Annotated in this window: 27 protein-coding genes and 2 pseudogenes; 14 read left to right on the top strand and 15 right to left on the bottom strand. The window is 61.6% G+C overall.

Translation table 11 applies throughout. The features are described from left to right. Positions 1 to 111: 111 nt before the first annotated feature. From BLP65_RS10305 to BLP65_RS16930, 3 genes are read right to left on the bottom strand one after another with little or no spacing between them, the layout of a single operon-like run. Positions 112 to 513 carry an SseB family protein gene (locus tag BLP65_RS10305; RefSeq protein WP_092996468.1) on the bottom strand — a complete coding sequence of 134 codons (402 nt, stop codon included), beginning with the start codon at positions 511 to 513 and terminating at the stop codon, positions 112 to 114. Positions 514 to 516: 3 nt separating this feature from the next. Continuing rightward, positions 517 to 1,662 (bottom strand): alkaline phosphatase family protein, encoded by a 1,146-nt coding sequence (locus BLP65_RS10300; protein ID WP_092996465.1) that lies wholly within the window; start codon positions 1,660 to 1,662, stop codon positions 517 to 519. A gap of 11 nt (positions 1,663 to 1,673) precedes the next feature. After that, positions 1,674 to 1,928 (bottom strand): hypothetical protein, encoded by a 255-nt coding sequence (locus BLP65_RS16930; protein WP_175452528.1) that lies wholly within the window; start codon positions 1,926 to 1,928, stop codon positions 1,674 to 1,676. 145 nt (positions 1,929 to 2,073) lie between these two features. Here BLP65_RS16930 and typA point away from each other — a divergent pair, with 145 nt between their 5' ends. The 10 genes from typA to BLP65_RS10245 all read left to right on the top strand — a co-directional run bounded on the left by typA (position 2,074) and on the right by BLP65_RS10245 (position 13,939). Beyond that, positions 2,074 to 3,885, top strand: a complete 1,812-nt coding sequence (gene typA / locus BLP65_RS10290; RefSeq protein ID WP_092996459.1) for a translational GTPase TypA — start codon at positions 2,074 to 2,076, stop codon at positions 3,883 to 3,885. A 223-nt stretch (positions 3,886 to 4,108) separates the two neighbouring features. Beyond that, the gene (gene pip / locus BLP65_RS10285) at positions 4,109 to 5,059 is read left to right on the top strand and encodes a prolyl aminopeptidase (RefSeq protein WP_092996456.1); all 951 of its coding nucleotides are present in this window, start codon (positions 4,109 to 4,111) and stop codon (positions 5,057 to 5,059) included. Next, positions 5,056 to 5,499, top strand: a complete 444-nt coding sequence (gene dtd, locus BLP65_RS10280; protein WP_092996454.1) for a D-aminoacyl-tRNA deacylase — start codon at positions 5,056 to 5,058, stop codon at positions 5,497 to 5,499. Before pip ends, dtd begins: the two co-directional genes overlap by 4 nt. A gap of 58 nt (positions 5,500 to 5,557) precedes the next feature. Beyond that, positions 5,558 to 7,885, top strand: a complete 2,328-nt coding sequence (hypF, locus tag BLP65_RS10275; RefSeq protein WP_245688298.1) for a carbamoyltransferase HypF — start codon at positions 5,558 to 5,560, stop codon at positions 7,883 to 7,885. A 289-nt stretch (positions 7,886 to 8,174) separates the two neighbouring features. Then, complete coding sequence (locus tag BLP65_RS10270) at positions 8,175 to 8,405, top strand: HypC/HybG/HupF family hydrogenase formation chaperone (protein WP_092996451.1); 231 nt, start codon at positions 8,175 to 8,177, stop codon at positions 8,403 to 8,405. Continuing rightward, positions 8,402 to 9,529 (top strand): hydrogenase formation protein HypD, encoded by a 1,128-nt coding sequence (gene hypD, locus BLP65_RS10265; protein WP_092996448.1) that lies wholly within the window; start codon positions 8,402 to 8,404, stop codon positions 9,527 to 9,529. Before BLP65_RS10270 ends, hypD begins: the two co-directional genes overlap by 4 nt. 264 nt (positions 9,530 to 9,793) lie before the next feature. After that, positions 9,794 to 10,837: a hydrogenase expression/formation protein HypE gene (hypE, locus tag BLP65_RS10260; RefSeq protein WP_092996445.1), complete on the top strand. Its 1,044-nt coding sequence runs from the start codon at positions 9,794 to 9,796 to the stop codon at positions 10,835 to 10,837. A 146-nt stretch (positions 10,838 to 10,983) separates the two neighbouring features. Beyond that, positions 10,984 to 12,666 carry a hydrogenase maturation protein gene (locus tag BLP65_RS10255; RefSeq protein ID WP_092996442.1) on the top strand — a complete coding sequence of 561 codons (1,683 nt, stop codon included), beginning with the start codon at positions 10,984 to 10,986 and terminating at the stop codon, positions 12,664 to 12,666. A 98-nt stretch (positions 12,667 to 12,764) separates the two neighbouring features. Then, a complete protein-coding gene (locus BLP65_RS10250; RefSeq protein WP_092996439.1) occupies positions 12,765 to 13,265 on the top strand; it encodes a hypothetical protein in 501 nt (166 codons plus the stop codon). A gap of 20 nt (positions 13,266 to 13,285) precedes the next feature. Beyond that, positions 13,286 to 13,939 (top strand): hypothetical protein, encoded by a 654-nt coding sequence (locus tag BLP65_RS10245; RefSeq protein WP_139181476.1) that lies wholly within the window; start codon positions 13,286 to 13,288, stop codon positions 13,937 to 13,939. 59 nt (positions 13,940 to 13,998) lie between these two features. On the opposite strand, the gene cfa is transcribed toward BLP65_RS10245, so the two are convergent. After that, the gene (cfa, locus tag BLP65_RS10240) at positions 13,999 to 15,174 is read right to left on the bottom strand and encodes a cyclopropane fatty acyl phospholipid synthase (RefSeq protein ID WP_317623055.1); all 1,176 of its coding nucleotides are present in this window, start codon (positions 15,172 to 15,174) and stop codon (positions 13,999 to 14,001) included. Between the two features lie 268 nt (positions 15,175 to 15,442). Between cfa and BLP65_RS10235 the strand changes: the two genes are divergently transcribed. From BLP65_RS10235 to BLP65_RS17340, 4 genes and pseudogenes are all read left to right on the top strand, one after another. Beyond that, positions 15,443 to 15,859, top strand: a complete 417-nt coding sequence (locus BLP65_RS10235; RefSeq protein WP_092996430.1) for a VOC family protein — start codon at positions 15,443 to 15,445, stop codon at positions 15,857 to 15,859. A 142-nt stretch (positions 15,860 to 16,001) separates the two neighbouring features. Then, complete coding sequence (locus BLP65_RS10230; RefSeq protein WP_092996427.1) at positions 16,002 to 16,502, top strand: TspO/MBR family protein; 501 nt, start codon at positions 16,002 to 16,004, stop codon at positions 16,500 to 16,502. 77 nt (positions 16,503 to 16,579) lie between these two features. Next, a complete protein-coding gene (locus BLP65_RS10225; RefSeq protein ID WP_092996424.1) occupies positions 16,580 to 17,125 on the top strand; it encodes a NanQ anomerase/TabA/YiaL family protein in 546 nt (181 codons plus the stop codon). After that, a pseudogene (locus BLP65_RS17340) lies at positions 17,052 to 17,339 on the top strand (YhcH/YjgK/YiaL family protein); the annotation flags it as partial. The gene BLP65_RS10225 and the pseudogene BLP65_RS17340, both read left to right, overlap by 74 nt. A 75-nt stretch (positions 17,340 to 17,414) precedes the next feature. On the opposite strand, the gene ccoS reads toward BLP65_RS17340, so the two are convergent. The 11 genes and pseudogenes from ccoS to hisB all read right to left on the bottom strand — a co-directional run bounded on the left by ccoS (position 17,415) and on the right by hisB (position 23,807). After that, positions 17,415 to 17,639 carry a cbb3-type cytochrome oxidase assembly protein CcoS gene (ccoS, locus tag BLP65_RS10215; protein ID WP_092996421.1) on the bottom strand — a complete coding sequence of 75 codons (225 nt, stop codon included), beginning with the start codon at positions 17,637 to 17,639 and terminating at the stop codon, positions 17,415 to 17,417. A gap of 230 nt (positions 17,640 to 17,869) precedes the next feature. Further along, positions 17,870 to 18,640, bottom strand: a pseudogene (gene tatC / locus BLP65_RS10210) (twin-arginine translocase subunit TatC); the annotation flags it as partial. Beyond that, positions 18,637 to 19,014 carry a Sec-independent protein translocase protein TatB gene (tatB, locus tag BLP65_RS10205; protein ID WP_092996414.1) on the bottom strand — a complete coding sequence of 126 codons (378 nt, stop codon included), beginning with the start codon at positions 19,012 to 19,014 and terminating at the stop codon, positions 18,637 to 18,639. The gene tatB and the pseudogene tatC, both read right to left, overlap by 4 nt. Before the next feature lie 25 nt (positions 19,015 to 19,039). After that, positions 19,040 to 19,288, bottom strand: coding sequence for a Sec-independent protein translocase subunit TatA (gene tatA / locus BLP65_RS10200; RefSeq protein ID WP_092996411.1), 249 nt, complete (start codon positions 19,286 to 19,288; stop codon positions 19,040 to 19,042). Between the two features lie 52 nt (positions 19,289 to 19,340). Next, the gene (locus BLP65_RS10195; RefSeq protein ID WP_092996408.1) at positions 19,341 to 19,676 is read right to left on the bottom strand and encodes a histidine triad nucleotide-binding protein; all 336 of its coding nucleotides are present in this window, start codon (positions 19,674 to 19,676) and stop codon (positions 19,341 to 19,343) included. Continuing rightward, complete coding sequence (locus tag BLP65_RS10190; RefSeq protein WP_092996405.1) at positions 19,676 to 19,993, bottom strand: phosphoribosyl-ATP diphosphatase; 318 nt, start codon at positions 19,991 to 19,993, stop codon at positions 19,676 to 19,678. Before BLP65_RS10190 ends, BLP65_RS10195 begins: the two co-directional genes overlap by 1 nt. A gap of 2 nt (positions 19,994 to 19,995) precedes the next feature. After that, positions 19,996 to 20,379: a phosphoribosyl-AMP cyclohydrolase gene (hisI, locus tag BLP65_RS10185; RefSeq protein WP_092996402.1), complete on the bottom strand. Its 384-nt coding sequence runs from the start codon at positions 20,377 to 20,379 to the stop codon at positions 19,996 to 19,998. A 142-nt stretch (positions 20,380 to 20,521) separates the two neighbouring features. Next, positions 20,522 to 21,295: an imidazole glycerol phosphate synthase subunit HisF gene (gene hisF, locus BLP65_RS10180; protein WP_092996399.1), complete on the bottom strand. Its 774-nt coding sequence runs from the start codon at positions 21,293 to 21,295 to the stop codon at positions 20,522 to 20,524. A 112-nt stretch (positions 21,296 to 21,407) separates the two neighbouring features. Continuing rightward, positions 21,408 to 22,145, bottom strand: coding sequence for a 1-(5-phosphoribosyl)-5-[(5-phosphoribosylamino)methylideneamino]imidazole-4-carboxamide isomerase (gene hisA, locus BLP65_RS10175; protein ID WP_092996396.1), 738 nt, complete (start codon positions 22,143 to 22,145; stop codon positions 21,408 to 21,410). Between the two features lie 159 nt (positions 22,146 to 22,304). Next, the gene (gene hisH, locus BLP65_RS10170; RefSeq protein WP_092996393.1) at positions 22,305 to 22,952 is read right to left on the bottom strand and encodes an imidazole glycerol phosphate synthase subunit HisH; all 648 of its coding nucleotides are present in this window, start codon (positions 22,950 to 22,952) and stop codon (positions 22,305 to 22,307) included. 261 nt (positions 22,953 to 23,213) lie between these two features. Continuing rightward, on the bottom strand, positions 23,214 to 23,807 hold the full coding sequence (gene hisB / locus BLP65_RS10165; protein WP_092996390.1) for an imidazoleglycerol-phosphate dehydratase HisB: 594 nt from the start codon (positions 23,805 to 23,807) through the stop codon (positions 23,214 to 23,216). Positions 23,808 to 24,156 lie beyond the last annotated feature (349 nt).

Here is a 24,156-nt window from a genome sequence, read left to right as displayed (position 1 = left end):
ATGCCCTTCGTGATGGAAATCGCCGCGGGGGCGCGCCTCCTACCGGGTCTGTGCCTCCGCTGTTGGTAGGCGGGCCGCCCCCGGCGCGATATGTCCGTGAAACACTCCCGGTCAGCCGCCCTTGAGCTGCTGGAGCATCTCCGGGGCCATCTCCAGTCCGGTTTCGCTACCGGGGTTGAGGGTGATTCCCACACCGCTGCCTATGCGCTCGGTAATCCAGGTGAATTCCGTCAGCAGGCCGCCCTTGTATTTGGGAAAGTCCTCCAGAAACGGCTTGGCGCGCTCGGGGCTGGTGAACAGCGCCACCACCTGCATGCCCGACTCATCCTCCAGCACCAGCGGCTGGGCCTTGTCGGAACTCTGCAGCCCGGCGATCTCATACTTATCCTCCACCGGCATGAATACCTGTGCATTCATCAGTTCCCGGAGGAAATCCTCACCGGGAATGCGGCCCTCTTGGGCGGCCAGCAGCTTCTCTTCCAGGTCGTTCTTTGGTTCGAACTTTTCAGACATAAGTCAACTTTCCACAATGATGAGAGGTACGGTCATTTCCGCCTCCGATATCCCGCCGTGGACACCAATCTGCGAAAACGGCGTTTCGGTCAGGAGACGGTCGTGAATGACCCAATTGTCTCGCATTAACAGCGTGTAATCACCCACCCGATGATCCAGGCGGGGATCCGCCGGGCCCTGGCCGAACCAGCCCGCTTCGATCAGTTCACGGCTGTGCCGCATCTCGATGGCATGGCCCAGTTCACCCTGGATATAGGCCTCGAATTCGGCGGCACGGCCGGAGCGGACATAGCAGAATGCTGCCCTGGGTTCTCCGCATAGCGGCAGCGCCAGGGTCTTCTCCAGTTGCGGGTGCTCCTCCACACGGATGATTCGCTCGGGCACGGTGTCGATGAGCCCGTGATCCGCCGTAACCAGGACAATGGCGCCCGTACCGGCGATGGCTTCCAGGAAATTTCCGAAGAAGCGGTCAAAATGAAAGAAGTGCTCGTTGACCTGTTCACTATGGAAGCCGTGCTGGTGAGCGAGGGCGTCCACTTCCGTCCAGTAGGCGTAGATATAGCCGGGACCCGAGTGGACCAGTCCGGACAATTGCTCGAAAAAGTCCGAAAGGCCCTGGTGACCGTGGCGTTCCGAGGTGTTGCCGGTGAAGCGGGTGTAGGCGGAATCGACAATGGAGGAGGGGGTCAGTACCCGGCTCGGAACGACCAGCCGTTCCGCAAAGGGACGTGCCCCCACCAACTGCTGCGGCTCTATCCCCAGCCGGGCAAAGTCGGTGCCGCCGCCCCGGGGCGCAAACGGAAGTACCGCACTGACGCTGCCGAGTTCACGAAACCACGTAAACCAGCCCGTGATGGCATGCTGCTGCGGAGCCACTGCGGTGGCAAAGCTGGTAACCGCGGCGGCGGTGGTGCTGGGGAACACCGAGGTCAGTTGGCCCGCCAGGTGCCATGCCAGATGGCTGTCCGGGTGATGCTGGAGTAGTTCGTTGCCCAGTCCGTCGGCGACCAGCAGCACCACCGGGCGGCCCTCCAGCCGCGCTGTGGGCAACTGCGGGAGCGGCGCGTAACCGGTGTCTCCGGCACCGCCGGCCCGGGCCACCGATGCCGCCAGATTGACAATGCTGTTGTCGTAGTCAGGCAGGTGCATAGCCGGTTAGTCTAGTGTACTGCTGCATGCTTGTCGGTGCTTTCAGCGAGTCGCTGGCCGGCCAGACGCAAGGCGCGTTTCGCAGGGAATGGCGCGCCCTTTGCAAGAAACGCAACGCCGCAGATGGCCGGCCAGCGGCTCGCCCGAAGGGAGCCCCCCAAAAACGCCATGACGGCGTTACAGCGCTTGACAAGGGAATAACCATTGCCTGCGCGTTGCGCCTTGTCCTGACGTTTTTGGGGGGCTCTGAAAGTATCGCCAAGCATGCAACAGTACACTCGCCCAAGCCTCCTGGCGAGTGACGGTGACCGGCTCCGGGACCCGAAACGGACCACCTGCTGTCGGCGACTTTTCACTTGCTACGCCGCAAACGTGTATAATGGTTGGTTTCCCTGCGCCGGTAATAGTTTTGTGATCGAGAACCTCCGTAACATCGCCATCATCGCCCACGTTGACCACGGCAAGACAACCCTGGTCGACCAGCTCCTCAAGCAGTCCGACACCCTGGACGAGCGTACCCAGCTCGAAGAGCGTGCCATGGACTCCAACGACCTGGAGCGTGAGCGCGGCATCACCATCCTGGCGAAAAATACCGCCATCAAGTGGGGCGAGTACCGCATCAATATCGTCGACACTCCCGGACACGCCGACTTCGGTGGCGAGGTGGAGCGGGTGCTTTCGATGGTGGACTCGGTGCTGCTGCTGGTGGATGCGGTAGAGGGGCCCATGCCCCAGACCCGTTTTGTCACCGAAAAAGCACTGGCCCGGGGGCTCAAGCCCATCGTGGTGGTGAATAAGATCGACAAGCCCGGTAGTCGTCCGGATTGGGTCGTCGATCAGACTTTCGAATTGTTTGACCGTCTCGGCGCCACTGACGAGCAGCTCGATTTCCCGGTGGTCTACGCCTCGGCGATCAACGGCTTCGCCAATCTCGATACCGAGAGCAGTAGCGGTGACATGACCCCCCTGTTCCAGACCGTGGTCGACTTTGTGCATGCACCCGATGTGGAGCCGGAAGACCCCTTTCAGCTTCAGGTTTCGCAGCTCGACTTCAACAGCTATGTGGGTGTTATCGGCATCGGTCGCATAAGCCGCGGCCGCGTGAAGAGCAACTCACCGGTGACCATTGTCGACCGCGAAGGCAAGCGCCGCAACGGCCGCATCCTGCAGATCTTCGGCTTCCTGGGTTTGCAGCGCGTGGAGGCACCCGAGGCCCAGGCGGGAGACATCATCGCCTTTACCGGTATCGACGATCTGGGCATCTCCGACACACTTTGTGACCCGAATGCGGTAGAGGCCCTGGCGCCGCTTAGTGTGGATGAACCCACTGTGAGCATGACCTTCCAGGTCAATACCTCCCCCTTCGCGGGCAAGGACGGTAAGTTCGTCACCTCGCGGCAGATTCGTGAACGCCTGCAGCGCGAGCTGGTGCACAACGTTGCCTTGCGGGTCGAGGATACCGGCGATCCCGACCGGTTCCGTGTCTCCGGCCGTGGAGAATTGCACCTGTCGGTTTTGATCGAGAACATGCGTCGCGAGGGCTATGAGCTGGGTGTCTCCCGTCCCGAGGTCATCCTTCGTGAAGTGGACGGTAAGACGCACGAGCCGTTCGAGCAGCTCACCGTCGATGTGCCCGAGCAACACCAGGGCGGCGTCATGGAGAAACTCGGTACCCGCGGTGGCGAGCTCAAGGACATGATCCCGGATGGCAAGGGGCGGGTGCGGCTCGACTACATCATTCCGGCGCGCGGCCTCATCGGCTTTCGCACCGAATTTATGACCGCCACCCAGGGTGCGGGACTGCTGTACTCCGTCTTCGACCACTACGGACCACAGAAAAAGGGTGAATTCGGCGCGCGCATCAATGGCGTGATGATGGCCAACGGCACCGGCAAGGCGCTCGGCTACGCCCTGTTCAACCTCCAGGAGCGCGGCCGCATGTTGATCGGCCACGGCGAGGAGGTCTACGAAGGCATGATCATCGGTATCCATTCGCGGGACAACGATCTGGTCGTCAATCCGTTGAAGGCCAAGCAGTTGACCAATGTCCGCGCCGCCGGCACCGACGAGAATATCCAGCTCACCCCGCCCATCCGCATGACGCTGGAGCAGGCCCTTGAGTTCATCGATGACGATGAACTGGTGGAAGTGACTCCCAATCACATCCGCCTGCGCAAGAAGTTCCTCAAGGAAAACGAGCGCAAACGCGCCGGGCGCAAGTAGCTCTCCGCGCATAAGGCGTATCTATTATCACGGCTTCCGCCGCTCCTACAGATGCCGGGGGTTGCCCCAGCCAAGCCGGGGCATTCCCCCTGTAGGAGCGGCGGAAGCCGCGATAATTCGCGTTTCGATTGGAGCGGTGCGCCCCCCCCCAGGGGGTGAACGGGTGGCGAGCGTCGTCGCCGGCAACTATGATGGCTGTCCAACCCGAACCGGAAAAGCCGCCATGCACACCCTGTATCCGGCAATTCGGCCCTACGTATCCCACAGCCTCAAGGTGGAACCGCCCCACGTGCTGCATGTGGACGAGTGCGGCAACCCCGCGGGGATTCCGGTGGTCGTCCTCCACGGCGGGCCCGGTATGGGCTGCGATGACTACCAATGTCGCTTTTTCGACCCGGATCGCTATCACATCATCCTGTTCGACCAGCGGGGGGCGGGGCGCTCGAAACCTCACGCCGCTCTGGAGAACAACAATACCCAGGCGCTGGTGAACGACATCGAGGCGGTTCGCGAACATCTCGGTATCGAGCAGTGGCTGGTTTTCGGCGGCTCCTGGGGTTCCACCCTGGGACTGGTCTATGCTGAAACCCATCCACAGCGGGTGCTGGGCATGGTGCTGCGCGGCATCTTTCTCTGTCGGCCGCAGGAGATTCACTGGTTCTACCAGGAGGGTGCGAGCCGGATCTTCCCCGATGAGTGGGAGCACTATCTGGCACCCATTCCTGAAGCGGAGCGGGACGATTTGCTCGCGGCCTATCACCGCCGGGTCACTGGCGAAAACGAAGTTCAGCGCATGGCCGCGGCCAAGGCCTGGTCCCTCTGGGAAGGGTGCACCTCCACCCTGCGTCGTTCCGAGGTGGCGGAGCAGCATTTTGCCGACCCGTACAGGGCGCTGGCGCTGGCACGCATCTCCAGTCACTACTTCATCCACGACACCTTCCTTGAAGAGAACCAGATCCTGCGGGATGCGCATCGGCTGGAAGGTATCCCGGGGGTGATCGTCCATGGCCGCTACGACATCAATTGCGTCCTCGACAACGCCTGGGAACTTCACAAGGCGTGGCCCGAGGCGGAGCTTCACATCATTCCGGATGCCGGCCACTCGGCGCTTGAACCGGGCACCCTCGATGCGCTGGTGCGCGCAACCGATGGTTTTGCCGAGCGCCTGGGATGATCGGATTGCTGCAGCGGGTCTCCGAAGCGACGGTGCGGGTGGAGGGTGAAGTGGTCGGTACCATCGGGCAGGGCTTGATGGTGTTGATCGGGGTGGAGCGCGGCGATGACGCAGCGATTGCCGACAGGCTGCTGCGACGTCTGCTGGGCTACCGGGTCTTTCCTGATGAAGAGGACAGGATGAACCGATCAGTGACCGATATCGCGGGCGGGCTGCTACTGGTTCCCCAGTTCACGCTGGCCGCCGACACTCGCAAGGGTATGCGGCCGAGCTTCACGCCCGCTGCGGATCCCGCCGATGGGGAGCGCCTTTTCGATTATCTCCTGGAACAGGCCCGGTCCCGGTATTCCAGGGTACAGAGTGGCCGCTTCGGTGCCGACATGAAGGTATCCCTAACTAACGACGGTCCGGTCACTTTCTGGCTCCAGGTCCCGCGTTAACCGCTCGTCGCCGGTGACACCGGGCATGACGAACTCATGAAGGTATGGCTCGCAGGCGATGATGATGCGTGAACGGATTCGGGTACGCGGCCAGGTACAAGGGGTGGGGTTTCGTCCCTTTGTCTATCGCCTGGCCGGTGAGGCCGGGCTGAACGGGTGGGTGCGCAACGATAGCCATGGCGTGCTTCTGGAGGTGCAGGGCGATCCCGCTGTCATCGGCAAACTTGCCGAACGGCTCTTCAGCGAGGCCCCGCCGCTGGCGCGGATCGATCACCTGGAGCGCTGCCCGGTGCCTTTGCAGGGGGAGCAGGGCGGGTTCACGATCCACGAGAGCGAGAGGGGAGCGGCTGATACCGCCGTAACGCCGGACGCCGCCACCTGTCCGGCGTGTCTCGCCGAACTGTTTGATCCCGCCGATCGGCGCTACCAGTATCCCTTCACCAACTGCACCCATTGCGGGCCGCGCTACACCATCACGCGGGCGATCCCCTACGACCGGTCCAACACGACCATGGCCGCCTTTCCCCTTTGCGAGACGTGCGGCCGGGAGTACCGCGACCCGCTGGACCGTCGCTTCCATGCACAGCCCAACGCCTGCCCGGTCTGTGGCCCTTCGCTGGAGTTGTACGATGCCGCCGGATGTCGGCAGAACGGCGACCCCATCGCCGCGACACTGGCCCGGCTGAAGCGCGGTGATGTGGTGGCTATCAAGGGACTGGGCGGCTTTCACCTCGCCTGCAATGCCCGTGATCGCGAAGCGGTTGCCCGTCTGCGCTGCCGCAAGGGGCGGGAGGCCAAGCCGCTGGCGGTGATGGCGGCCAATGCCGAATCACTGGCGGGGTGTGTCGAATGGACCGAGGCGGAAAAGGCGCTGTTGACTGGTAGCGAACGGCCCATCGTGCTGCTGCGCAAGCGTTCGAACACGGACAGTGAACTGGCCGGCTGTGCACCGGGCGTCGGCTGGTTGGGGGCTATGCTGCCCTGTACGCCGATACATTATCTATTGTTCCATGAGGCGGCAGGTCGGCCGGTGGATGGTGCATGGTTGCAAGCTCCATGGGAATTGCTGCTGGTGATGACCAGCGCCAATCCAGGCGGTGAGCCGCTGGTCATCGACAACGATGAGGCGTTGCGGCGCCTGTCCGGGATCGCCGATGCCTGGTTGATGCACGACCGACCCATCGCGGTTCGTTGCGACGATAGCGTGATGCGTGTGGATGCCGGTGGACCGGCCTTTATCCGTCGTGCCCGCGGCTTCACTCCGCAGGCCATCTCGCTGCCGCACACCGGTCCTTCGACCCTGGCGGTGGGCGGCTACTTCAAGAATACCGTCTGTCTCACGCGCGGCAGTGAGGCGTTCGTCTCGCAGCACATTGGCCAGCTGGACAGCCCCGCGAACCGGGATTTTCTGGCGGAGGTGGTGGATCACCTGTGCGATGTACTGCGTATCCGCCCGGAGCAGGTGGTGCACGATCGCCACGACGACCTGCCGGGAAGCCAGTGGGCAGCGGATTATATTAACCGAACGGGGGTGAAGCGGGTAGAAGTGCAGCATCACCACGCCCACATCGCCGCGGTGGCCGCGGAGCACGGCGTCGCCGACCGGCCGCTCCTCGGGCTGGCGCTGGACGGGGTGGGAGCCGGCGACGACGGCACCGCCTGGGGCGGTGAACTGCTGCGGGTGGAGGCGGGCGGCTACCGTCGTTTCGGTCACCTTTCGACGCTGCCCCTGCCGGGCGGCGACCGCGCCGCGCGCGAACCCTGGCGCATGGGCGCCGCGGTTTTGCACCGGCTTGGTCGTGGTGAGGCGATTCCGGCGCGTTTCGAGGCCTCCGCTGCGGGCCCGATCGCGGAAATGTTGCAGCGGGACGTCAACTGCCCCGAGACCTCCAGCATGGGGCGCTGGTTCGATGCCGCGGCCGGTCTGCTCGGCGTCTGCCCGGTGATGAACTATGAGGGCGAGGCGCCTATGCTGCTGGAGGGGTTGGCCGAGCGGCACGGCGCCGTGGCGCCGCTATCGGATGGCTTTCGGCTCGAAAGCGGGACCCTCGACCTTTTGCCACTGTTGGCGGAACTGGCCGACATCGGCGATGCCGGCTTCGGGGCGGCCCTGTTCCATGCCACGCTCGCCGAAGGACTCGCGGCCTGGGCCGCAGCGGCGGCTGATGCGGAAGGGATCGCCGAGATTGTGTTCGGGGGCGGGTGCTTCCTCAATCGCACACTGTCGACTGGCCTCAGGGAGCGCTTGTCCGACACGGGTCTGCGGGTACTGGAGGCGCGCCGTCTGCCCCCCAACGACGGTGGCCTTTCGCTGGGACAGGCCTGGGTTGCCATCCAGCAGGCAACGGTAAAGGAGCGCAGCGATGCAGGCGATAGGAGAACCTGATGGGTTTCGCGGAGCTCTACCCATCCTACGCTCTCTTTAAGGGCTTTTTAGCCACAGAGCACACACGACTGCGTGGATGCAGGAGGTAGAGCAACGCATGGAGCAGTTGCCGAGAGAGTGCAGAGGATTGAATTTTATTGAAAAAGAGCCGAAAGCCGGGGTTCATGCGCTTTCCAGCGATGTACCGGATAGGGCCGATTACAAGTTGTTTTCTCTGTGTCTTCTGTGCCCTCCGTGGTAGATCTTTTCGGGTTCGCGTAAAACCAGCAACCAAAGGTAAAAAACTTTAATGTGTCTCGCGGTACCGGCAAAAATCGAACGTTTTCTCGATGACGATCAGGCGCTGGTGAGTATGGGCGGCGTCGAGAAGGTGATCTCCCTCGCCCTGGTCGAGGGGGTGGAGCTGGGCGACTACGTGATCGTGCACGTCGGTTACGCTATCAACCGCATCGACCCCGAGGAGGCCGAAAAGACCCTGGCGCTGTTCGCCCAGTTGGGTGCGGACCCGGAGGCGTCATGAAGTACGTGGACGAGTTCCGTGACGGGAAGCTGGCCCGGCGTGTCGCCGAGGCCATCGGCCGGGCGGTCGAACCGGGGCGCACCTATCACTACATGGAGTTCTGCGGCGGCCACACCCACGCGATCTTCCGCTACGGACTGCCGGACCTTCTACCGGCGAACGTGCGCATGGTGCACGGGCCGGGCTGTCCGGTCTGCGTGCTGCCGGTGGGCCGCATCGATGACGCCATCGAACTGGCCCGGCGGTCCGGCGTGATCCTCTGCAGCTACGGCGACTGCCTGCGCGTGCCCGGCTCCGATCGCACCAGTCTGCTCAAGGCCCGGTCGCAGGGCGCCGATGTGCGCATGGTCTACTCGGCCGCCGATGCGCTGCGCATTGCCGGGGAGAATCCCGACAGGGAGGTAGTCTTTTTTGCCATCGGCTTCGAGACCACCACCCCGCCGACGGCCGTGATCATCCGCCAGGCCGAGGCGCTGGGACTGGAGAACTTCAGCGTCTTCTGCAACCACGTCCTTACCCCCGCGGCGATCAGCAATATCCTGGAGTCGCCGCAGGTGCGGGAACTGGGCACCGTGCCGCTCGACGGCTTCGTCGGTCCGGCCCACGTCAGTACCATCATTGGCAGCCGACCCTACGAGTATTTCGCCGAGGAGTACCGCAAGCCGGTGGTGATCGCCGGTTTCGAACCGCTGGACGTGTTGCAGGCGATCCTCATGCTCGTGCAGCAGAGCAACGAGGGGCGCGTCGAGGTGGAGAATGAATTCGCCCGTGCCGTCAGCCGCGAAGGCAATCTCAAGGCGCAGACGGTGGTGGCGGAGGTCTTCGAACTGCGCCGTGAGTTCGAATGGCGCGGCCTCGGCGTGGTTCCCTATAGCGGGCTGCGCATCAAGGGTCGCTACGCCGCGTTCGACGCCGAGCGGCGCTTTGCGATCGCCTTTCGCTCCGGAAAGGAGCATCCCGCCTGCGAGTGCGGCGCCATCCTGCGCGGCATGAAACGGCCCCGGGACTGCAAGCTGTTCGCCAAGGCCTGCACGCCCGACAACCCCCTGGGCTCCTGCATGGTCTCCTCCGAGGGCGCCTGCGCCGCCCACTACACCTACGGCCGCTACCGGGAGACGGAGTGATGCGGTGCAAGCCCAACAAAGATTAACCGCAAAGAGCGCAAAGAGCGCAATGAACCGATGGCACACCACAGAGGACACACGACTGTATGGATGCAGGAGGTAAAGCAATGCATGGAGCAGTTGCCGAGAGAACAGAGAGTACTTGAATCAGCAATTTATTCCTGATTATTCGGTAGCGCCGTCAGAAAGCATGTCTTTTCCTCTGTGTACTCTGTGCCCTCTGTGGTTAAACAAGCGCAGTCCCCCCAGGTCTGAGGAGATAGAGTGAGCAAGAAACCCTACATCCGTCCACTGGACTTCAAGCACGGGTGCATCGACCTGACCCACGGCAGCGGCGGCCGCGCCATGGCGCAACTGATTGACGAGCTGTTTCTGAAGGCGTTCGATAATCCGCTGCTGCGCCAACTCAACGACCAGGCGGCCTTCGACGTGCCGGCCGGGCGCATGGTGATGGCGACCGATTCCCATGTGGTCACTCCGCTGTTCTTCCCGGGAGGCGACATCGGCTCCCTGGCGGTGCACGGCACGGTGAACGACGTGGCCATGTCCGGGGCGCGGCCGCTCTATCTCGCGGCCGGCTTCATCCTCGAGGAGGGTTTTCCGCTCGGCGACCTGAAACGCATCGTCGAGTCCATGGCGGCCGCCGCCGAAGAAGCCGGCGTGGCAATCGTTACCGGCGACACCAAGGTGGTGGAGCAGGGCAAGGGGGATGGGGTGTTCATCAACACCACCGGCTTCGGCGTGGTGCCGCCGGGGATCGACATCTCCGGCAACCGGGCGCGCCCGGGCGATCGAATTTTGGTGAACGGCACCCTCGGCGACCACGGGGTTGCCATTATGTCGCAGCGCGAGAACCTGAGTTTCGGCACCGGCATCGAGTCCGACTCGGTCGCGCTCCACGGGCTGGTTGCGGCCATGGTGGAGACGGTGCCGAACCTGCACTGCCTGCGCGACCCGACCCGCGGCGGGCTGGCGGCGACCCTGAATGAACTGGCCCAGCAGTCGGCCGTCGGCATGCGCATCGAGGAATCGAGCCTTCCCCTGCGCGAGGGCGTGCGGGGCGCCTGCGAATTCCTGGGGCTCGACCCGCTCTACGTGGCCAATGAAGGAAAGCTGGTGGCCATCTGCGCGGCGGAGGATGCCGAGCCGCTGCTGGAGGCGATGCGGGAGCACCCCCTCGGCAGGGAGGCGGCGATTATCGGCGAGGTGCAGGAAGACCCCAACCACTTCGTGCAGATGCAGACGGCCTTCGGCGGCATGCGAATGGTCGACTGGATCAGCGGCGAACAGCTGCCGCGAATCTGCTAAGCCTTAAATGATTCACCACAGAGACGCACAGAGGGTTGAATTTTTGGGGGTTGTATTCATCCGTGTCCTTGTCTGTCGATGCGATCGCTCATTTTCAATGAAATTTGGTCCTCTGTGCTCTCTGTGGTGAAAAACCCGGGTTAGGCATGCGAATCCTCTTTCTGACGCACAGCTTCAACAGCCTCTCGCAGCGGCTCTATGTCGAGCTGTCGCGGGACGGCCATGACATCTCCATCGAGTTCGACATCAATGACGCGGTGACCCGGGAGGCGGTGGCGCTCTGGCGGCCCGACCTGATCATCGCGCCGTTTTTGAAGCGCGCCATTCCGGAAGATGTCTGGCGCGCCCACACCTGCTTTATTGTTCATCCCGGCCCGCGCGGCGACCGAGGGCCAGCCGCCCTGGATTGGGCCGTGCTCAACGGTGAGAGCACCTGGGGCGTGACCGTCCTGCAGGCCGAGGCGGAGATGGACGCCGGCCCGGTGTGGGCGAGCGTGGAGTTCCCCATGCGCGAGGCGCGCAAGAGCAGCCTCTACCGTAACGAGGTGACCGACGCCGCGGTGAGCGCGGTCCGGCGGGCGCTGGGGCGTTTCGCCGCCGGTGACTTCACCCCCGAGCCGCCGTCCGGCGGCGGGCGCTGGAGACCCGCCTGTCGACAGGCCGATCGGGGCATCGACTGGCTGTGTGACGACACCGCCACTGTGTTGCGCAAGATCCGCTCCGCCGATGGCCAGCCCGGTATCCGGGACCGTATCGGCGGAGTGCCCTGTTATCTTTATGACGCTCGGCGGGAGCCCGCACTGAGCGGCCCGCCGGGAGAGCTGCTGGCGTGCCGCCACGGGGCGATCTGCCGAGCCACCATCGACGGCGCCGTCTGGATCGGTCACCTGCGCCCGGCCGGAGAGGGGCCCGACTTCAAGCAGCCCGCGGCATCGGTACTCGACGAGACGGCCCGGACGCTGCCGGACCCTGGCGGCGACGCCGCCGGCGCAGAAGCCATCCGCTACGAGGAGGCGAACGGAATCGGCTATCTACACTTCGATTTCTACAACGGCGCCATGGGTGTCGCCGAGTGCGAGCGGCTGTTAGACGCCTACCGTTCGGCCTGCGAACGGGATACGCGGCTCCTGGTGCTGATGGGTGGTCCGGATTTCTGGTCTAACGGCCTCGACCTGAACCAGATCGAGGCGGCGGAGAGTCCGGCGGATGAGTCCTGGCGCAACATCGAGGCAATCAACGAACTGGCCTGGGCCATCATCACCACCGAAGACCGCCTCACCGTGTCGGCGCTGCAGGGCAATGCCGCTGCCGGCGGCGTGTTCCTTGCCCTGGCGGCGGACCAGGTTCTGGCCCGTAGCGGCGTGGTGCTGAATCCCCACTACAAATCGATGGGCAACCTCTTCGGTTCGGAGTACTGGACCTATCTGTTGCCGCGGCGGGTTGGTGAGGCACGTGCCGCCGAGTTGACTCAAAACCGCCTACCGATCGGGGCCCCCGAGGCCCTTTCGCTCGGCCTGATCGACGCGCATTTTGGTGAGGATGGTGTCGACTTCTCCGCGCAGGTACAAACCCGGTCCGAAGCCCTGGCGGCCTCGCCGGCGTATGGAGAGATGCTTGAGGGCAAGCGCCGGCGCCGGGCAGCGGACGAAGCGCAAAAGCCGCTGGCTGCCTACCGCGCCGAGGAGTTGAAACGCATGCAGCTCAACTTTTACGGGTTCGATCCCAGCTATCATGTCGCCCGTTACCACTTCGTCTTCAAGGTGCCGCACTCGCGTACGCCGTTCTTTCTCGCCCGGCACCGCATTGGCGGGATGGGAGTACCGGAGTGAACATGTCGGTGGGGGTACGCCTTGTGGATTTCGCCGGGGTGAGCTGATAGTTTGTTCCGGTTCTGAAGGCCGATCGGTCATGGATACGGGAGAGGGGAATGCGTTACGAGGTCTCCGGCGAGGATATCGTTAAGGCCAAACACCCGCATGAGGTGTTTCTTATCAACCTGATTTTCAATCACGTTCTTCTGTTTGTGGCCTTCCTGAGTGCCAGCTCACTTCAGGGATTTCTGTTTGTGGTGCCGATCGTTTCGGCCGCAATCCTCGTCTATTTGCTGTGGCGGGCACGCAAATCGCAATTGACAGACCCCTGGTATGTCAAATGCCACTGGCAACTCGCTGCCCGGCGCAGCCGGTTTTTTATCCTCATGCTGGGGTTAATGGCGCTGGTCATTCTCGGCGTCTGGCTCGCATCGGGTGGCAACCCCGGTCCGCAGCACTACGCCCTCGGAGGGGTCGGCATCTTTCCCACCATGGTGACGGTCCTGGCTCTCATCATCATGGAGTCCGAAGCGATGGCACAGGCCGGCTCCGGCGTGGTCCCCAAGTGGCTGGAAGAGCGCTATCCCAATCCCGAAGCCAGGGTTCTGGAGGAGTAGCCGCCATAATGGAACGCCACATGTTCGTTTCCGTTCTGCTCGGCACGCTAGTGCTCATCGGAATCGGAATCTTTGTACTGCCGGGTCATGAGGCGGAAGGGCCGGGGCGAATGCCCTGGCAGATCGAGCCGGTCAACGGCAGTATTCGCGTCTTCGACCTGATGCTGGGGAAGAGCACGCTGGCGGACGCCGAATCGGTCGTCGGTGAAGAGGCGAAGGTCAGCCTGTTCCGCTCACCCGAGGGTGAGATCGACATCGAAGCCTATTTCGACGAGGCGACCATGGGCGGCCTGAAGTCGAAGATCGTGCTGGCCATGGCGGTGTCGGAAACGGAACGAAATGCGATGTACAACCGAGGGATCCGCATTGCCACCATGGGAAGCGGAACCCGCAAGGTGACCCTCGCTCCGGAAGATCAGCGCCATATCCGCCGCGCACCGATCGCCAGCCTTACCTACCTGCCCCGCATTGATCTGGAGCCGGAAGTACTGACCCGGCGCTTCGGTGAACCGGAACGCCGAATTGCGGATCCGGAAGAGGATACGGTTCACTGGCTCTATCCCGAGCTTGGCCTGGATATTGCTGTGCACGAGGAGGGAAGGGAGGTCTTCCAGTATGTGCCGCCGGTCGATTTTGGGAAGATCGTGAGGCCCTTGACCGCAGGCGAGTCCTGACCGGAAGCCGACACCCCGAATGGGGGGTATCCGTTTACTCGGGGATGGCGTGCTCCCTCCTACCGAATCGATCGATATGTCCGATTGCGCTCGCGTTTGCTCAAGACCAGCTGCCATAACTGGCCCTGCCCTGAGCGGAAAAAACCTGCACAGCTCAACAGATAATACTTCCACATGCGATAGAAGCGACGCCCATATTTTCTTTCGAGCCGTGGCCATGCGGCCTCGAAATTGTCCCACCAGGCCATGAGCGTGCGGTCGTAGTCAGCGCCGAAGTTGTGCCAGTCCTCGATGGTGAAGCGGCCGTCCATCACCCGGCTGATCTCGTGGGCTGATGGCAGCTTGCCATTGCGGAAAATGTAACGATCGATCCAGGGGTCGACACCGCTGGAGGTGGCATGAATGCCGATGGTGTGCAGCAGGAAGAGGCCGTCATCCTTCAGCAGACGGGCGGCGGTATCGAAATAGGCGGTATAATTTTTCGGTCCGACGTGCTCGAACATACCCACTGACACCAGCTTGTCAAACTGGCCGCGCAGTTCGCGGTAGTCTGCCAGTTCGATCTTCACCGGCAGCCCGGCGCAGCGTTCACGGGCCAGCGCCTGCTGCTCCCGGGAGATGGTGACACCGGTCACCTCCACACCGTAATACTCGGCGGCGTGCCGGGCCAGGCCACCCCAGCCGCAGCCAATATCCAGCAGCTGCTCGCCAGGGCGTAATTCCAGCTTGCGGCAGATTAGATCGAGCTTGTGGAACTGTGCCTGGTCCAGGTTTTTCGCTCCGCGCCAGTAACCGCAGGAGTAGCTCATGGTCGGGTCGAGCATGGCCCTGAAAACGTCATTGCCGATATCGTAATGCTGCTCGCCAACCTGGAAAGCGCGCCCCCTGGTCTGCAGGTTGAACAAGCGCTGGCGAAGCAGTTCACCGAACAGCTTGATGCGCGCCCAACCCACCAGCTTTTCGTCGATATCAGACCGGAGCAGGCGCGTAAAGAGTTGGTCCAACGCGGGTGCATCCCACAGGCCGTCCATGTAGGCTTCACCAAATCCGACAGAGCCTTGTGAGAGCACACGCTGGTAGACGGCTGCATCGTGCACCTGGATATCCCAGGGGCAGTCGCCCATGAACCGTATTCCGGCCTCGGCCGCGAGCCGCTCCAGAATCGCCGGTGCCTCGCATCCCGACTCTCGGTCCGGTGTGCTTGCCGGTGGTACCGATTCCTTCGAATTGCTCACACTAATCCTCCTTTTCCCAGGTCTGGCCTGCAGGGCGAAAACTTGGCCGGCCATGCTGTTCACGCCCGCTAAGACGCCCGCTGTGAAGATTTTTTTAGGGTCGGCCGCGTGCGAAAAAGACAGTATCGATTAATGCTAATACGGTCAAACGAATATTAATGGCCTTTACTATCGATAAATCCGATATTTCCGGGCGTGGGAATGTGCGGCGGTAGCTCTGGAGGCCGGACGTTTACGCTAAGAATGAAAGAAGAATGGAGGACGGCCGATGAATCCACGGATTAGCATGATCACGCTCGGGGTGAGGGACTTTGAGCGCTCGATACGGTTTTATGAGCAGGGGCTTGGTCTGCCGAGGATGGACTCTCCGCCGGAGGTCGCTTTTTTCCCACTCAACGGCAGCTGGTTGGGACTTTTTGGCCGGGAATCGCTGGCTGAGGACGCCGGAGTCGCGTCGGACGGTAGCGGTTTTGCCGGAATCGCCCTTGCCCACAACGTGGACTCCGAGGCAGCGGTTGACGAGGTGATTGCGCAGGCCGTCTCTGCCGGTGCCAGGCTGGTGAAGCCACCCGGAAAAGTCGCCTGGGGCGGCTACTCGGCTTACTTCGCCGATCCGGACGGCTATCTTTGGGAGATCGCCCACAATCCCTTCTTCTGGGTCGGGCCCAAGGACGAAAACGCATGACAGTGCGCAGTAGCACCAAACATCGGAGTAGCGGCGCATTTGTTACCGGGCCGCACAATGGTAGGGGAGATCCGGTAAATGCGGCGGCTTATGGGTACTTCGAGGGCGCATCGAGAATGCGCCCTACGGGAGTGGGGGCGGTATGAGCGGGATTCGAGGAATTCGGCAGGCGTTGGGGCTGGTTGTGTGGCTCGGGGTTAGCTTCATTGCCGCTGGCATCGGTGCGATCGCCTCGGTCAATGCGGGCGCGTTTTACATGCAGCTGGCGCGTCCGGAATGGGCGCCGCCAGCGTCGGTGTTCGGCCCGGTCTGGACACTGCTCTACGCACTCATGGGCATTGCGGCGTGGCTGGTCTGGCGCACCCACGGATTTCGGGCCGCGCGTACCGCACTGACCCTGTTTCTGGTTCAACTCGCGGTGAATGCCCTGTGGAGCTGGCTCTTTTTCGGCTGGCATCTCGGTGCGCTCGCCTTTGCCGATATCCTGTTACTGTGGATGCTGGTGGCCGGAACACTCATCAGCTTCTGGCGCGTACGTCCCCTGGCCGGTGCATTGCTGATTCCCTATCTGTCCTGGGTAAGTTTTGCCGCGGCGTTGAATTACTCGGTCTGGCAGCTCAATCCTCAATGGCTCGGGCAATAGCCTGTACAACTCGTTGCCCCGGCCAGCTACCCGGGTTGTTACAATTGACGCCCGTCACCGAATCCCGTGAGTCCGTCATGATCCTGGACACCCTTGCCAATGCCCACCGCTATCACTGCATTCACCCGCGCTTCACGGAGGCATTCGCCTTTTTGCATGCCGACCCGGCCTCATTGGCCCGGGGCCGCCACGACATCGCGGGGGATGATCTGTTCGCGATCGTTTCCCACGGCGATGGTCGCGCCCGTGATGAGGCGATGTTGGAGTGCCATCGCCGCTACATCGACATTCAGTACATCATCGCCGGGGTCGACGAGATGGGGTGGAAACCACAGTGTACTGTTGCATGCTTGGCGATACTTTCAGAGCCCCCCAAAAACGTCAGGACAAGGCGCAGCGCGCAGGCAATGGTTATTCCCTTGTCAAGCGCTGCACGAATCCGCCGGGAGCGGATTCGGACAGCCGAAGGCTGGCTCGAAGGGCGGACTCCAGGGACGGAGTCCGCAACGCCGTCATGGCGTTTTTGGGGGGCTCCCTTCGGGCGAGCCGCTGGCCGGCCATCTGCGGCGTTGCGTTTCTTGGAAAGGGCGCGCCATTCCCTGCAAAACGCGCCTTGCAGCTGACAGCCAGCGGCTCGCTGAAAGTACCGCCAAGCATGCAACAGTACACTGGGCCTGCACTCAGCCGCGCGGGGAGTATAGCCTCGAAAAGGATATTCAGTTCTTTGCAGACCTTCCGGACACCTGGGTAGCCACACCCGCTGGTGCTTTCTGCATCTTCTTCCCGGAAGATGCCCATGCGCCGCTGGTCGGCGTGCAGCCTATTCACAAAGTGGTGGTAAAGATCGCCATCCCTTCGGTAGAAGGGATAATCCCGGCCACCGGCAGATCGTGCTGCCGCTCCGCCGGTACCTCACTCCGCATCCGGCCCGTTCAGGTCGGGACGGTTCGGTTTCTTGCTGCCCGGTGTCGTCTTGTCCCTTTCCGGAATCAGCGGGTCGTCATCATCCATGAGGATCCGATTCGCATCACCCTCCAGGTCGTCGTACTGGCCCTTTCTGATGGCCCAAATCAATACGCCGACCATGGCCAGGCCGATGAGGATCATTGCCGGTATCAGGGTGTATATGACGTCCATGGGAGATAGGGTATCGTCACTCTGCTGTCGGGGCTACCTGGATTCACCGGAGTGTCAGGGCAGATCCATGCGTATCTGTTTACCCTGACACCGGCTGTTCAGCCATCGCCCCGGTCGTGTTCCGGTTTGGAGACACCGGAGGCGCGTTCTTCCTCTGCGAGGGCCTCTTCGTCATAGACATAGCGATCCAGGGTCGCCTCCATCGCTTCATCACTGTCGAGGTCGTCGGCCTCCTCCTCGTCGTTCTCGTCATCTGCATCGCGCGGAGCAAACCGGGCCGCGAAGAACACGCCAATCTCGAACAGCACCCACATGGGGAGCGCCAGAAGCGTCTGCGAGATCAGATCGGGCGGCGTAAGCAGCATCCCGATTACGAAGGTGCCCAGGATGATATAGGGACGTTTTTCCCGCAGGCTTTCGGGCGTAGTGAAGCCTGTCCAGACCAGCAGGATGGTCGCTATCGGTACCTCGAAGGCGATTCCGAAGGCAAAGAAGATCTTTAGAACGAAATCGAGGTATTCGTTGACGTCGGTCGCCACCTCGACCCCTGAAGGTGCCACCGATATGAAGAAGCCGAACATCAGCGGGAATACGACGTAGTAGGCGAAGGCCATGCCCGCATAGAAGAGCACCGTGCTCGAAGCAAGCAGCGGCACCGCCAATCGTCTTTCATGCCGATACAGCCCGGGCGCTATAAAACCCCAGATCTGGTAGAGGATGAACGGCATGCCCACATAGACGGAGATGACCAGGACCAGCTTCATCTGTGACCAGAAGGTCCCGTGCGGCTTCACCGAAATCATTCGGGAGCCTTCCGGCAGCTGCTGGAGCAGCGGCCGGGCGGTCATGGTGTAGATCTCCGGAGCAAAATAAAACAGCCCCAGGAATACCACCAACACGACCACCACGACGCGCATCAATCGATCCCGCAGTTCCAGGAGGTGCGATACGAATGGCTGCTCTATCTGGACTTCGGGGTCGTCGTGTCGGTTATCGGTCATTTGCTGTCGCGGGGGTCGCTTTCGGAGGGGGACGGGGCTTCGTCTGTCACTGAGTTCCCGCTCAGATTGGATTGGTACTCTTCCAGTTCACTGCGGGTGGACTCAATCTCTTCGCGGGATTCCTTCACACTCGATCGGGTCTCCTCGACGATTTCGTGGATCCCGCTGCTTTCGGCCTGCTCTTTCATGACCCGCTTCAGTTCATCGGCACGGATCTCCTTTTCCACATCCGCCTTTACACTGCTGACGAAGCGGCGTGCCTTGCCAACCCAGATGCCAGCCGTGCGCGCGAGCGCCGGCAGGCGTTCGGGACCTACAACCAGCAGGGCAACCACCCCGATGAGGGCCAGTTCCCAGAATCCGATGTCGAACATGGCGGAGGCGTCAGTTAGCGGTTAATCAGGCCTTATCCTTCTCGCGGGAGGCTTCGCCTTCAATGACGTCTCCCTCTTCGTTCTTTTGCAGCTGGGCTTGATCCTCGGGATCCTGTTCCTTTTCCGTATCGCTATCCTTTACGGCCTTTTTGAAGCTTTTGAGGGCTCCACCCAGGTCGCCGCCCACGTTGCGCAGCTTTTTGGTGCCGAACAGCAGTATGACAATCGCCAGGACGATCAGAAGTTGCCAGATACTAATTCCACCGAAACCCATTGTCTTTGCTCCACATCAGTTGTTTGAAAAGGTGATTTCCACCGTTTTCCAATCAAAAGCCCGTTAGCTTCTCACCGCCGAGCAGGTGTACGTGCAGGTGAAAGACCTCCTGTCCGCCCCCTTTTCCGGTATTGATGATGGTCCGGAACCCGGTTTCGAGTCCTTCCTGCTTCGCCAGCTTCGGCAAAAGGCGCATCATATGGCCTATGAGACCATCATGTTCCGGTCCGAGTTCTTCGAGACTGGCAATATGTTGCCGCGGAACGATCAGGAGATGGACCCGGGCCTTCGGATTGATGTCACGGAATACTACCACCAGATCGTCCTCGTGGACCCGATCCGAAGGAATTTCTCCAGCGATGATCTTGCAAAAGATACAGTCGGTCATCATTTCTCCCGGTTTTCTTTCTCTTCCAGCCCTGAAAGTCCGAATCTTCGCTGCAGTTCCATTAACACTTGCTCCGGTTCAAGTCCCAGATGCTTGAGCATGACCATACTATGGAACCACAAATCAGCCGTTTCGTAGACGATTTCTTCCCGATTGCCGCCTTTCGCGGCAATCACCGTCTCGGTGGCTTCTTCTCCCACCTTTTTGAGAATGCTGTCGAGGCCCTTGGAATACAGCTTGGCCACGTAGGACTTGTCCGGATCCGCGCCCTTGCGCTCTTCCAGGACTTGAGACAGTTTTTCCAGTACGTCGCTCATAGCTAACCGTAGATGGCTTTGGGGTCTTTAAGAACCGGCGCAACCGCCGACCACTCGCCGTCGCGAAGCTCCCGGTAGAAGCAGCTCTCGCGGCCGGTATGACAGGCAATGCCGCCAACCTGTTCGATCGCCAGCAGCACCACATCCGCATCACAGTCGGTGCGGATACTCTTTACCTTTTGCACATGGCCCGACTCTTCGCCCTTGGGCCACAGCTTCTTGCGGGAGCGGGACCAATAGACCGCCCGCCCTTCGGCAGCCGTCCTCTCCAGGGCCTCCCGGTTCATCCAGGCGACCATCATCACCCGTCCCGTTTCATGGTCCTGGGCAATCGCCGGCACCAGCCCGTCCGCGTCCCACTTTATTTCATCCAGCCAGTTTCCCATATGCATAACCACAGAGTGCACAGAGGACAAAGAGAAACTGAAAAAACCTCATTTGGGGAACAACGGATTCGGAATTCCCCCGCTCAGGTACATAAATCGGGTTTTTTGCTGTTCTCTGTGTCCTCTGTGGTGAGCAGGTGTTTTACAGCCGTACTTCGATGCCGGCCTCGGCCATGTGTCGTTTGGCCTCTTCGATGCTGTATTCGCCGAAATGGAAGATGCTGGCGGCGAGCACGGCTTCGGCGTGACCTTCGCCGACCCCTTCGGTGAGGTGTTCCAGTTTGCCGACTCCCCCGGAGGCGATGACCGGCACGTGAACGGCGTCGGATACGGCGCGGGTCAGTTCCAGGTCGAAGCCGCTCTTGGTGCCGTCCCGATCCATGCTGGTGAGGAGGATCTCGCCGGCACCGTACTCCACCATCTTGCGCGCCCACTCGATGGTGTCGATGCCGGTGGGCTTGCGTCCGCCGTGGGTGAAGATCTCCCAGCGGGGCGGCTCCCCCTCTTCGCTGACACGCTTGGCATCGATGGCAACCACGATGCACTGGGAGCCGAAGCGTTCGGCCGCCTCTTTGACGAATTCCGGGTTGAACACCGCCGCGGTATTGATGGCGACCTTGTCCGCACCCGCGTTCAACATGCGGCGGATATCCTCGCTCTTGCGGATGCCCCCGCCCACCGTCAGTGGGATGAAGACCTGCCCGGCGACCTCCTCGACCACATGCACCATGGTCTCCCGCTCGTCCGACGAGGCGGTGATGTCCAGAAAGGTGATCTCGTCCGCGCCCTGTTCATCATAACGGCGCGCCACCTCCACCGGGTCGCCGGCATCGCGGATATCCACAAACTGCACGCCCTTGACTACTCGTCCGCCATCGACGTCCAGACAGGGGATGATTCGTTTTGCTAAAGCCATAAATTGTGAACCACAGAGAGCACAGAGGACACAGAGAAAAAAACTATTTCGTTCTTTATGAAGCCTTCTGGTCTTTATCTGTGCCCTCTGTGTCCTCTGTGGTTAAAAGCTGTTAGTCAGCCAGTTCGTCCGCCAGGCGCTGGCCTTCGGCGAAGTCGAGGCTACCCTCGTAGATGGCGCGTCCGGTGATGGCGCCGCTGATGCCCTCGCCGGACACAGCGCACAGGGCCCGTACGTCATCGAGGCTGCTGATGCCGCCGGAGGCGATGACCGGGATGGTGATCGCCTGGGCGAGCTTCACCGTGGCATCTACATTGACGCCGGTCATCATGCCGTCGCGGCCGATGTCGGTATAGATGATGGCCTCGACGCCGTCGTTTTCGAAATGCTGGGCCAGGTCGATTACGTCGTGTTTGGACAGCTTCGACCAGCCGTCGATGGCCACTTTGCCGTCCCGGGCGTCGAGTCCGACGATGATGTGCCCCGGGTATTCCATGCAGAGATCGTTGATGAAGTGGGGTGCGTTGACCGCCTTGGTGCCGATAATGACGTATTGCACCCCGGCATCCAGGTAGCCCTGCACCGTCTCTTCGTCACGGATCCCGCCGCCCACCTGTATGGGCACCTCCGGATAGGTCTCGGCAATGGCCCGGATGATCTCGCCATTGACCGGCTTGCCGTCGAAGGCGCCATTGAGGTCGACGAGGTGCAGGCGGCGTGCACCGGCCTCCACCCAGCGGCCGGCCATGGCCACAGGATCGTCGGAAAACACAGTGGAATCCTCCATGCGGCCCTGCCGCAGGCGGACACACTTGCCATCTTTCAGGTCGATGGCGGGGATCAGCAACATCTTTGTTTCCTCACATCAGAGAAGCGGCGCCGAGCCGCGTCCAACCAAAACGCAAACATGTTAACGGATAATCCGGTACTGCGGCTGCCACCCACAAAGATCAGTCGGTGCGCCATGCTTTGAGCCTAGCCTTTATGCCGTCGCCCCGGCGCTGCTCTCTCAAGCCGTACCGTCCCACTTCAGGAAGTTGGCGTACAGCTGGAGTCCCGCATGCTGGCTCTTCTCGGGATGAAACTGGGCGGCAAAGACGTTGTCGCGCCCTACCGCTGCCGTGAAGGTGCGGCCGTGGTTCGTGGTGGCTACAGTCAGTTCCGGTATGGCCGGCTCGACATAGTAGCTATGCACGAAGTAGAAGCGCTCGTCCTGACTGATACCTTCCCACAGCGGGTGTGCACGCTCCTGATGAACCCGGTTCCAGCCCATGTGGGGGACCTTGAGACGTGCGCCGGTATCCGGATCGGTCAGTTCGTCGCCGAACCACTCGACACGGCCGGGGAATACCCCCAGGCAGGGCGTGCCACCGTTTTCGGCGCTTTCGTCCATCAGGGCCTGCATACCCACGCAGACGCCGAGCAGCGGTTTGCTGCGGATCACCTCGCGCACCACCTCATCGATACCCAGGCGGCGAATCTCCGCCATGCAGTCACGAATCGCACCGACACCGGGAAGCACTACCCGATCGGCCTTCAGAATAACCTCGGTATCCGGCGTCACCACCACACGATCGGCGGCTCCGGTGTGTTCCAGCGCCTTGGCGACCGAGTGCAGATTGCCCATTCCGTAATCGATGACAGCAACAGTGTTCATAGTGAATTCCGAACTAACTAACCTGAATCATTCACCGCAGAGGCGCAGAGTACGCGAAGGGTTGAATTTCAGAGAAGGCTTTTGATGCGATCATCAGCAAGCATTGGTTTTCTCTGTGTTCTCTGCGGTGACTTATGTGCACTTCTATAAATTCGTCATTCTCGCGAAAGCGGGAATCCAGCCATTGGATTTTACTGGGCTCCCGCTTTCGCGGGAGTGAGGAAATGAATTTTTTTAGAGGTTCCCTTACAAGATGCAGGTTTAAAGACTGCCCTTCGTCGATGGCATCACGCCCGCCATGCGTGGATCGGGTTCCAGCGCCATGCGCAGGGCCCGTCCGAACGCCTTGAAGATGGTTTCGGCAATGTGGTGGGCGTTATCACCGCGCAGGCAGTCGATGTGCAGTGTCACCCTCGCGTTGTTGACAAAGCCCCGGAAGAACTCGCCGAACAGTTCGGTATCGAAATCGCCGATGCGCTCCCGGGGGAAGTCCACATTCAGCACCAGCCCGGGGCGGCCCGAAAAGTCGATCACCACGCGGGAGAGGGCTTCGTCCAGGGGTACATAGGCGTGCCCGTAGCGGCGGAGGCCCTTTTTGTCCCCCACCACCTCTGCGAACCCCTGGCCCAGGGTGATGCCGATGTCTTCCACCGTATGGTGGGCATCGATATGCAGATCGCCCCGCGCATTGATGCTCAGGTCGATGAGACCATGGCGCGCCACCTGATCGAGCATGTGCTCGAGAAAGGGTACGCCGGTCTCGAAATGCCCCTCTCCACGGCCATCCAGGTCAACCGCGACCTCGATTTGGGTTTCCAGTGTCTCCCGACGAACACTACCCCGACGCTCGGCCATGCGAAATCCTCCAGCCCTGGCGAGAAAACGCATAGCATACCCGTAACCCCGCAGGTATAAAACTGGAATTGCCGCGGTCGGGAGCCGGCCAGCGTACAGCACGCCGGTGATCCCTTGCCCGTGCGTAGACGGGCGTGCCGGATGGGTTTAAGTTGCCCCTGACCCGCCACTGGTGGTGAAAAAGGTCCGTTTCCGGGCGACTGCGGTGATGAGGTAGGAGCCTGTCCGGGAATATCGTTTTTGTAGGTTGGGGTGAGTTATGCGAACCCCAACGCTGATTTTGTTGGGCTTCGTTCCTCAGCGCCAACCTACATTTTGGAGCCCAGCTGTTCTCGGACAGGTTCCTGGA

Source organism: Thiohalomonas denitrificans (assembly GCF_900102855.1).
Classification (GTDB): Bacteria; Pseudomonadota; Gammaproteobacteria; order Thiohalomonadales; family Thiohalomonadaceae; genus Thiohalomonas; species Thiohalomonas denitrificans.
The sequence above is the reverse complement of the archived record's forward strand: the minus strand, read 5'-3'. Positions and strand labels throughout refer to the sequence as shown.

Excerpts from the sequence above, each read along its gene's own strand:
- BLP65_RS10305 (WP_092996468.1), bottom strand. The coding sequence starts at position 513 with ATGTCTGAAAAGTTCGAACCAAAGAACGACCTGGAAGAGAAGCTGCTG.
- BLP65_RS10300 (WP_092996465.1), bottom strand. The coding sequence starts at position 1,662 with ATGCACCTGCCTGACTACGACAACAGCATTGTCAATCTGGCGGCATCG.
- BLP65_RS16930 (WP_175452528.1), bottom strand. The coding sequence starts at position 1,928 with ATGCTTGGCGATACTTTCAGAGCCCCCCAAAAACGTCAGGACAAGGCG.
- pip (WP_092996456.1), top strand. The coding sequence starts at position 4,109 with ATGCACACCCTGTATCCGGCAATTCGGCCCTACGTATCCCACAGCCTC.
- dtd (WP_092996454.1), top strand. The coding sequence starts at position 5,056 with ATGATCGGATTGCTGCAGCGGGTCTCCGAAGCGACGGTGCGGGTGGAG.
- hypF (WP_245688298.1), top strand. The coding sequence starts at position 5,558 with ATGATGATGCGTGAACGGATTCGGGTACGCGGCCAGGTACAAGGGGTG.
- BLP65_RS10270 (WP_092996451.1), top strand. The coding sequence starts at position 8,175 with ATGTGTCTCGCGGTACCGGCAAAAATCGAACGTTTTCTCGATGACGAT.
- hypD (WP_092996448.1), top strand. The coding sequence starts at position 8,402 with ATGAAGTACGTGGACGAGTTCCGTGACGGGAAGCTGGCCCGGCGTGTC.
- BLP65_RS10255 (WP_092996442.1), top strand. The coding sequence starts at position 10,984 with ATGCGAATCCTCTTTCTGACGCACAGCTTCAACAGCCTCTCGCAGCGG.
- BLP65_RS10250 (WP_092996439.1), top strand. The coding sequence starts at position 12,765 with ATGCGTTACGAGGTCTCCGGCGAGGATATCGTTAAGGCCAAACACCCG.
- BLP65_RS10245 (WP_139181476.1), top strand. The coding sequence starts at position 13,286 with ATGTTCGTTTCCGTTCTGCTCGGCACGCTAGTGCTCATCGGAATCGGA.
- BLP65_RS10235 (WP_092996430.1), top strand. The coding sequence starts at position 15,443 with ATGAATCCACGGATTAGCATGATCACGCTCGGGGTGAGGGACTTTGAG.
- BLP65_RS10230 (WP_092996427.1), top strand. The coding sequence starts at position 16,002 with ATGAGCGGGATTCGAGGAATTCGGCAGGCGTTGGGGCTGGTTGTGTGG.
- BLP65_RS10225 (WP_092996424.1), top strand. The coding sequence starts at position 16,580 with ATGATCCTGGACACCCTTGCCAATGCCCACCGCTATCACTGCATTCAC.
- ccoS (WP_092996421.1), bottom strand. The coding sequence starts at position 17,639 with ATGGACGTCATATACACCCTGATACCGGCAATGATCCTCATCGGCCTG.
- tatB (WP_092996414.1), bottom strand. The coding sequence starts at position 19,014 with ATGTTCGACATCGGATTCTGGGAACTGGCCCTCATCGGGGTGGTTGCC.
- tatA (WP_092996411.1), bottom strand. The coding sequence starts at position 19,288 with ATGGGTTTCGGTGGAATTAGTATCTGGCAACTTCTGATCGTCCTGGCG.
- BLP65_RS10195 (WP_092996408.1), bottom strand. The coding sequence starts at position 19,676 with ATGACCGACTGTATCTTTTGCAAGATCATCGCTGGAGAAATTCCTTCG.
- BLP65_RS10190 (WP_092996405.1), bottom strand. The coding sequence starts at position 19,993 with ATGAGCGACGTACTGGAAAAACTGTCTCAAGTCCTGGAAGAGCGCAAG.
- hisI (WP_092996402.1), bottom strand. The coding sequence starts at position 20,379 with ATGGGAAACTGGCTGGATGAAATAAAGTGGGACGCGGACGGGCTGGTG.
- hisF (WP_092996399.1), bottom strand. The coding sequence starts at position 21,295 with ATGGCTTTAGCAAAACGAATCATCCCCTGTCTGGACGTCGATGGCGGA.
- hisA (WP_092996396.1), bottom strand. The coding sequence starts at position 22,145 with ATGTTGCTGATCCCCGCCATCGACCTGAAAGATGGCAAGTGTGTCCGC.
- hisH (WP_092996393.1), bottom strand. The coding sequence starts at position 22,952 with ATGAACACTGTTGCTGTCATCGATTACGGAATGGGCAATCTGCACTCG.
- hisB (WP_092996390.1), bottom strand. The coding sequence starts at position 23,807 with ATGGCCGAGCGTCGGGGTAGTGTTCGTCGGGAGACACTGGAAACCCAA.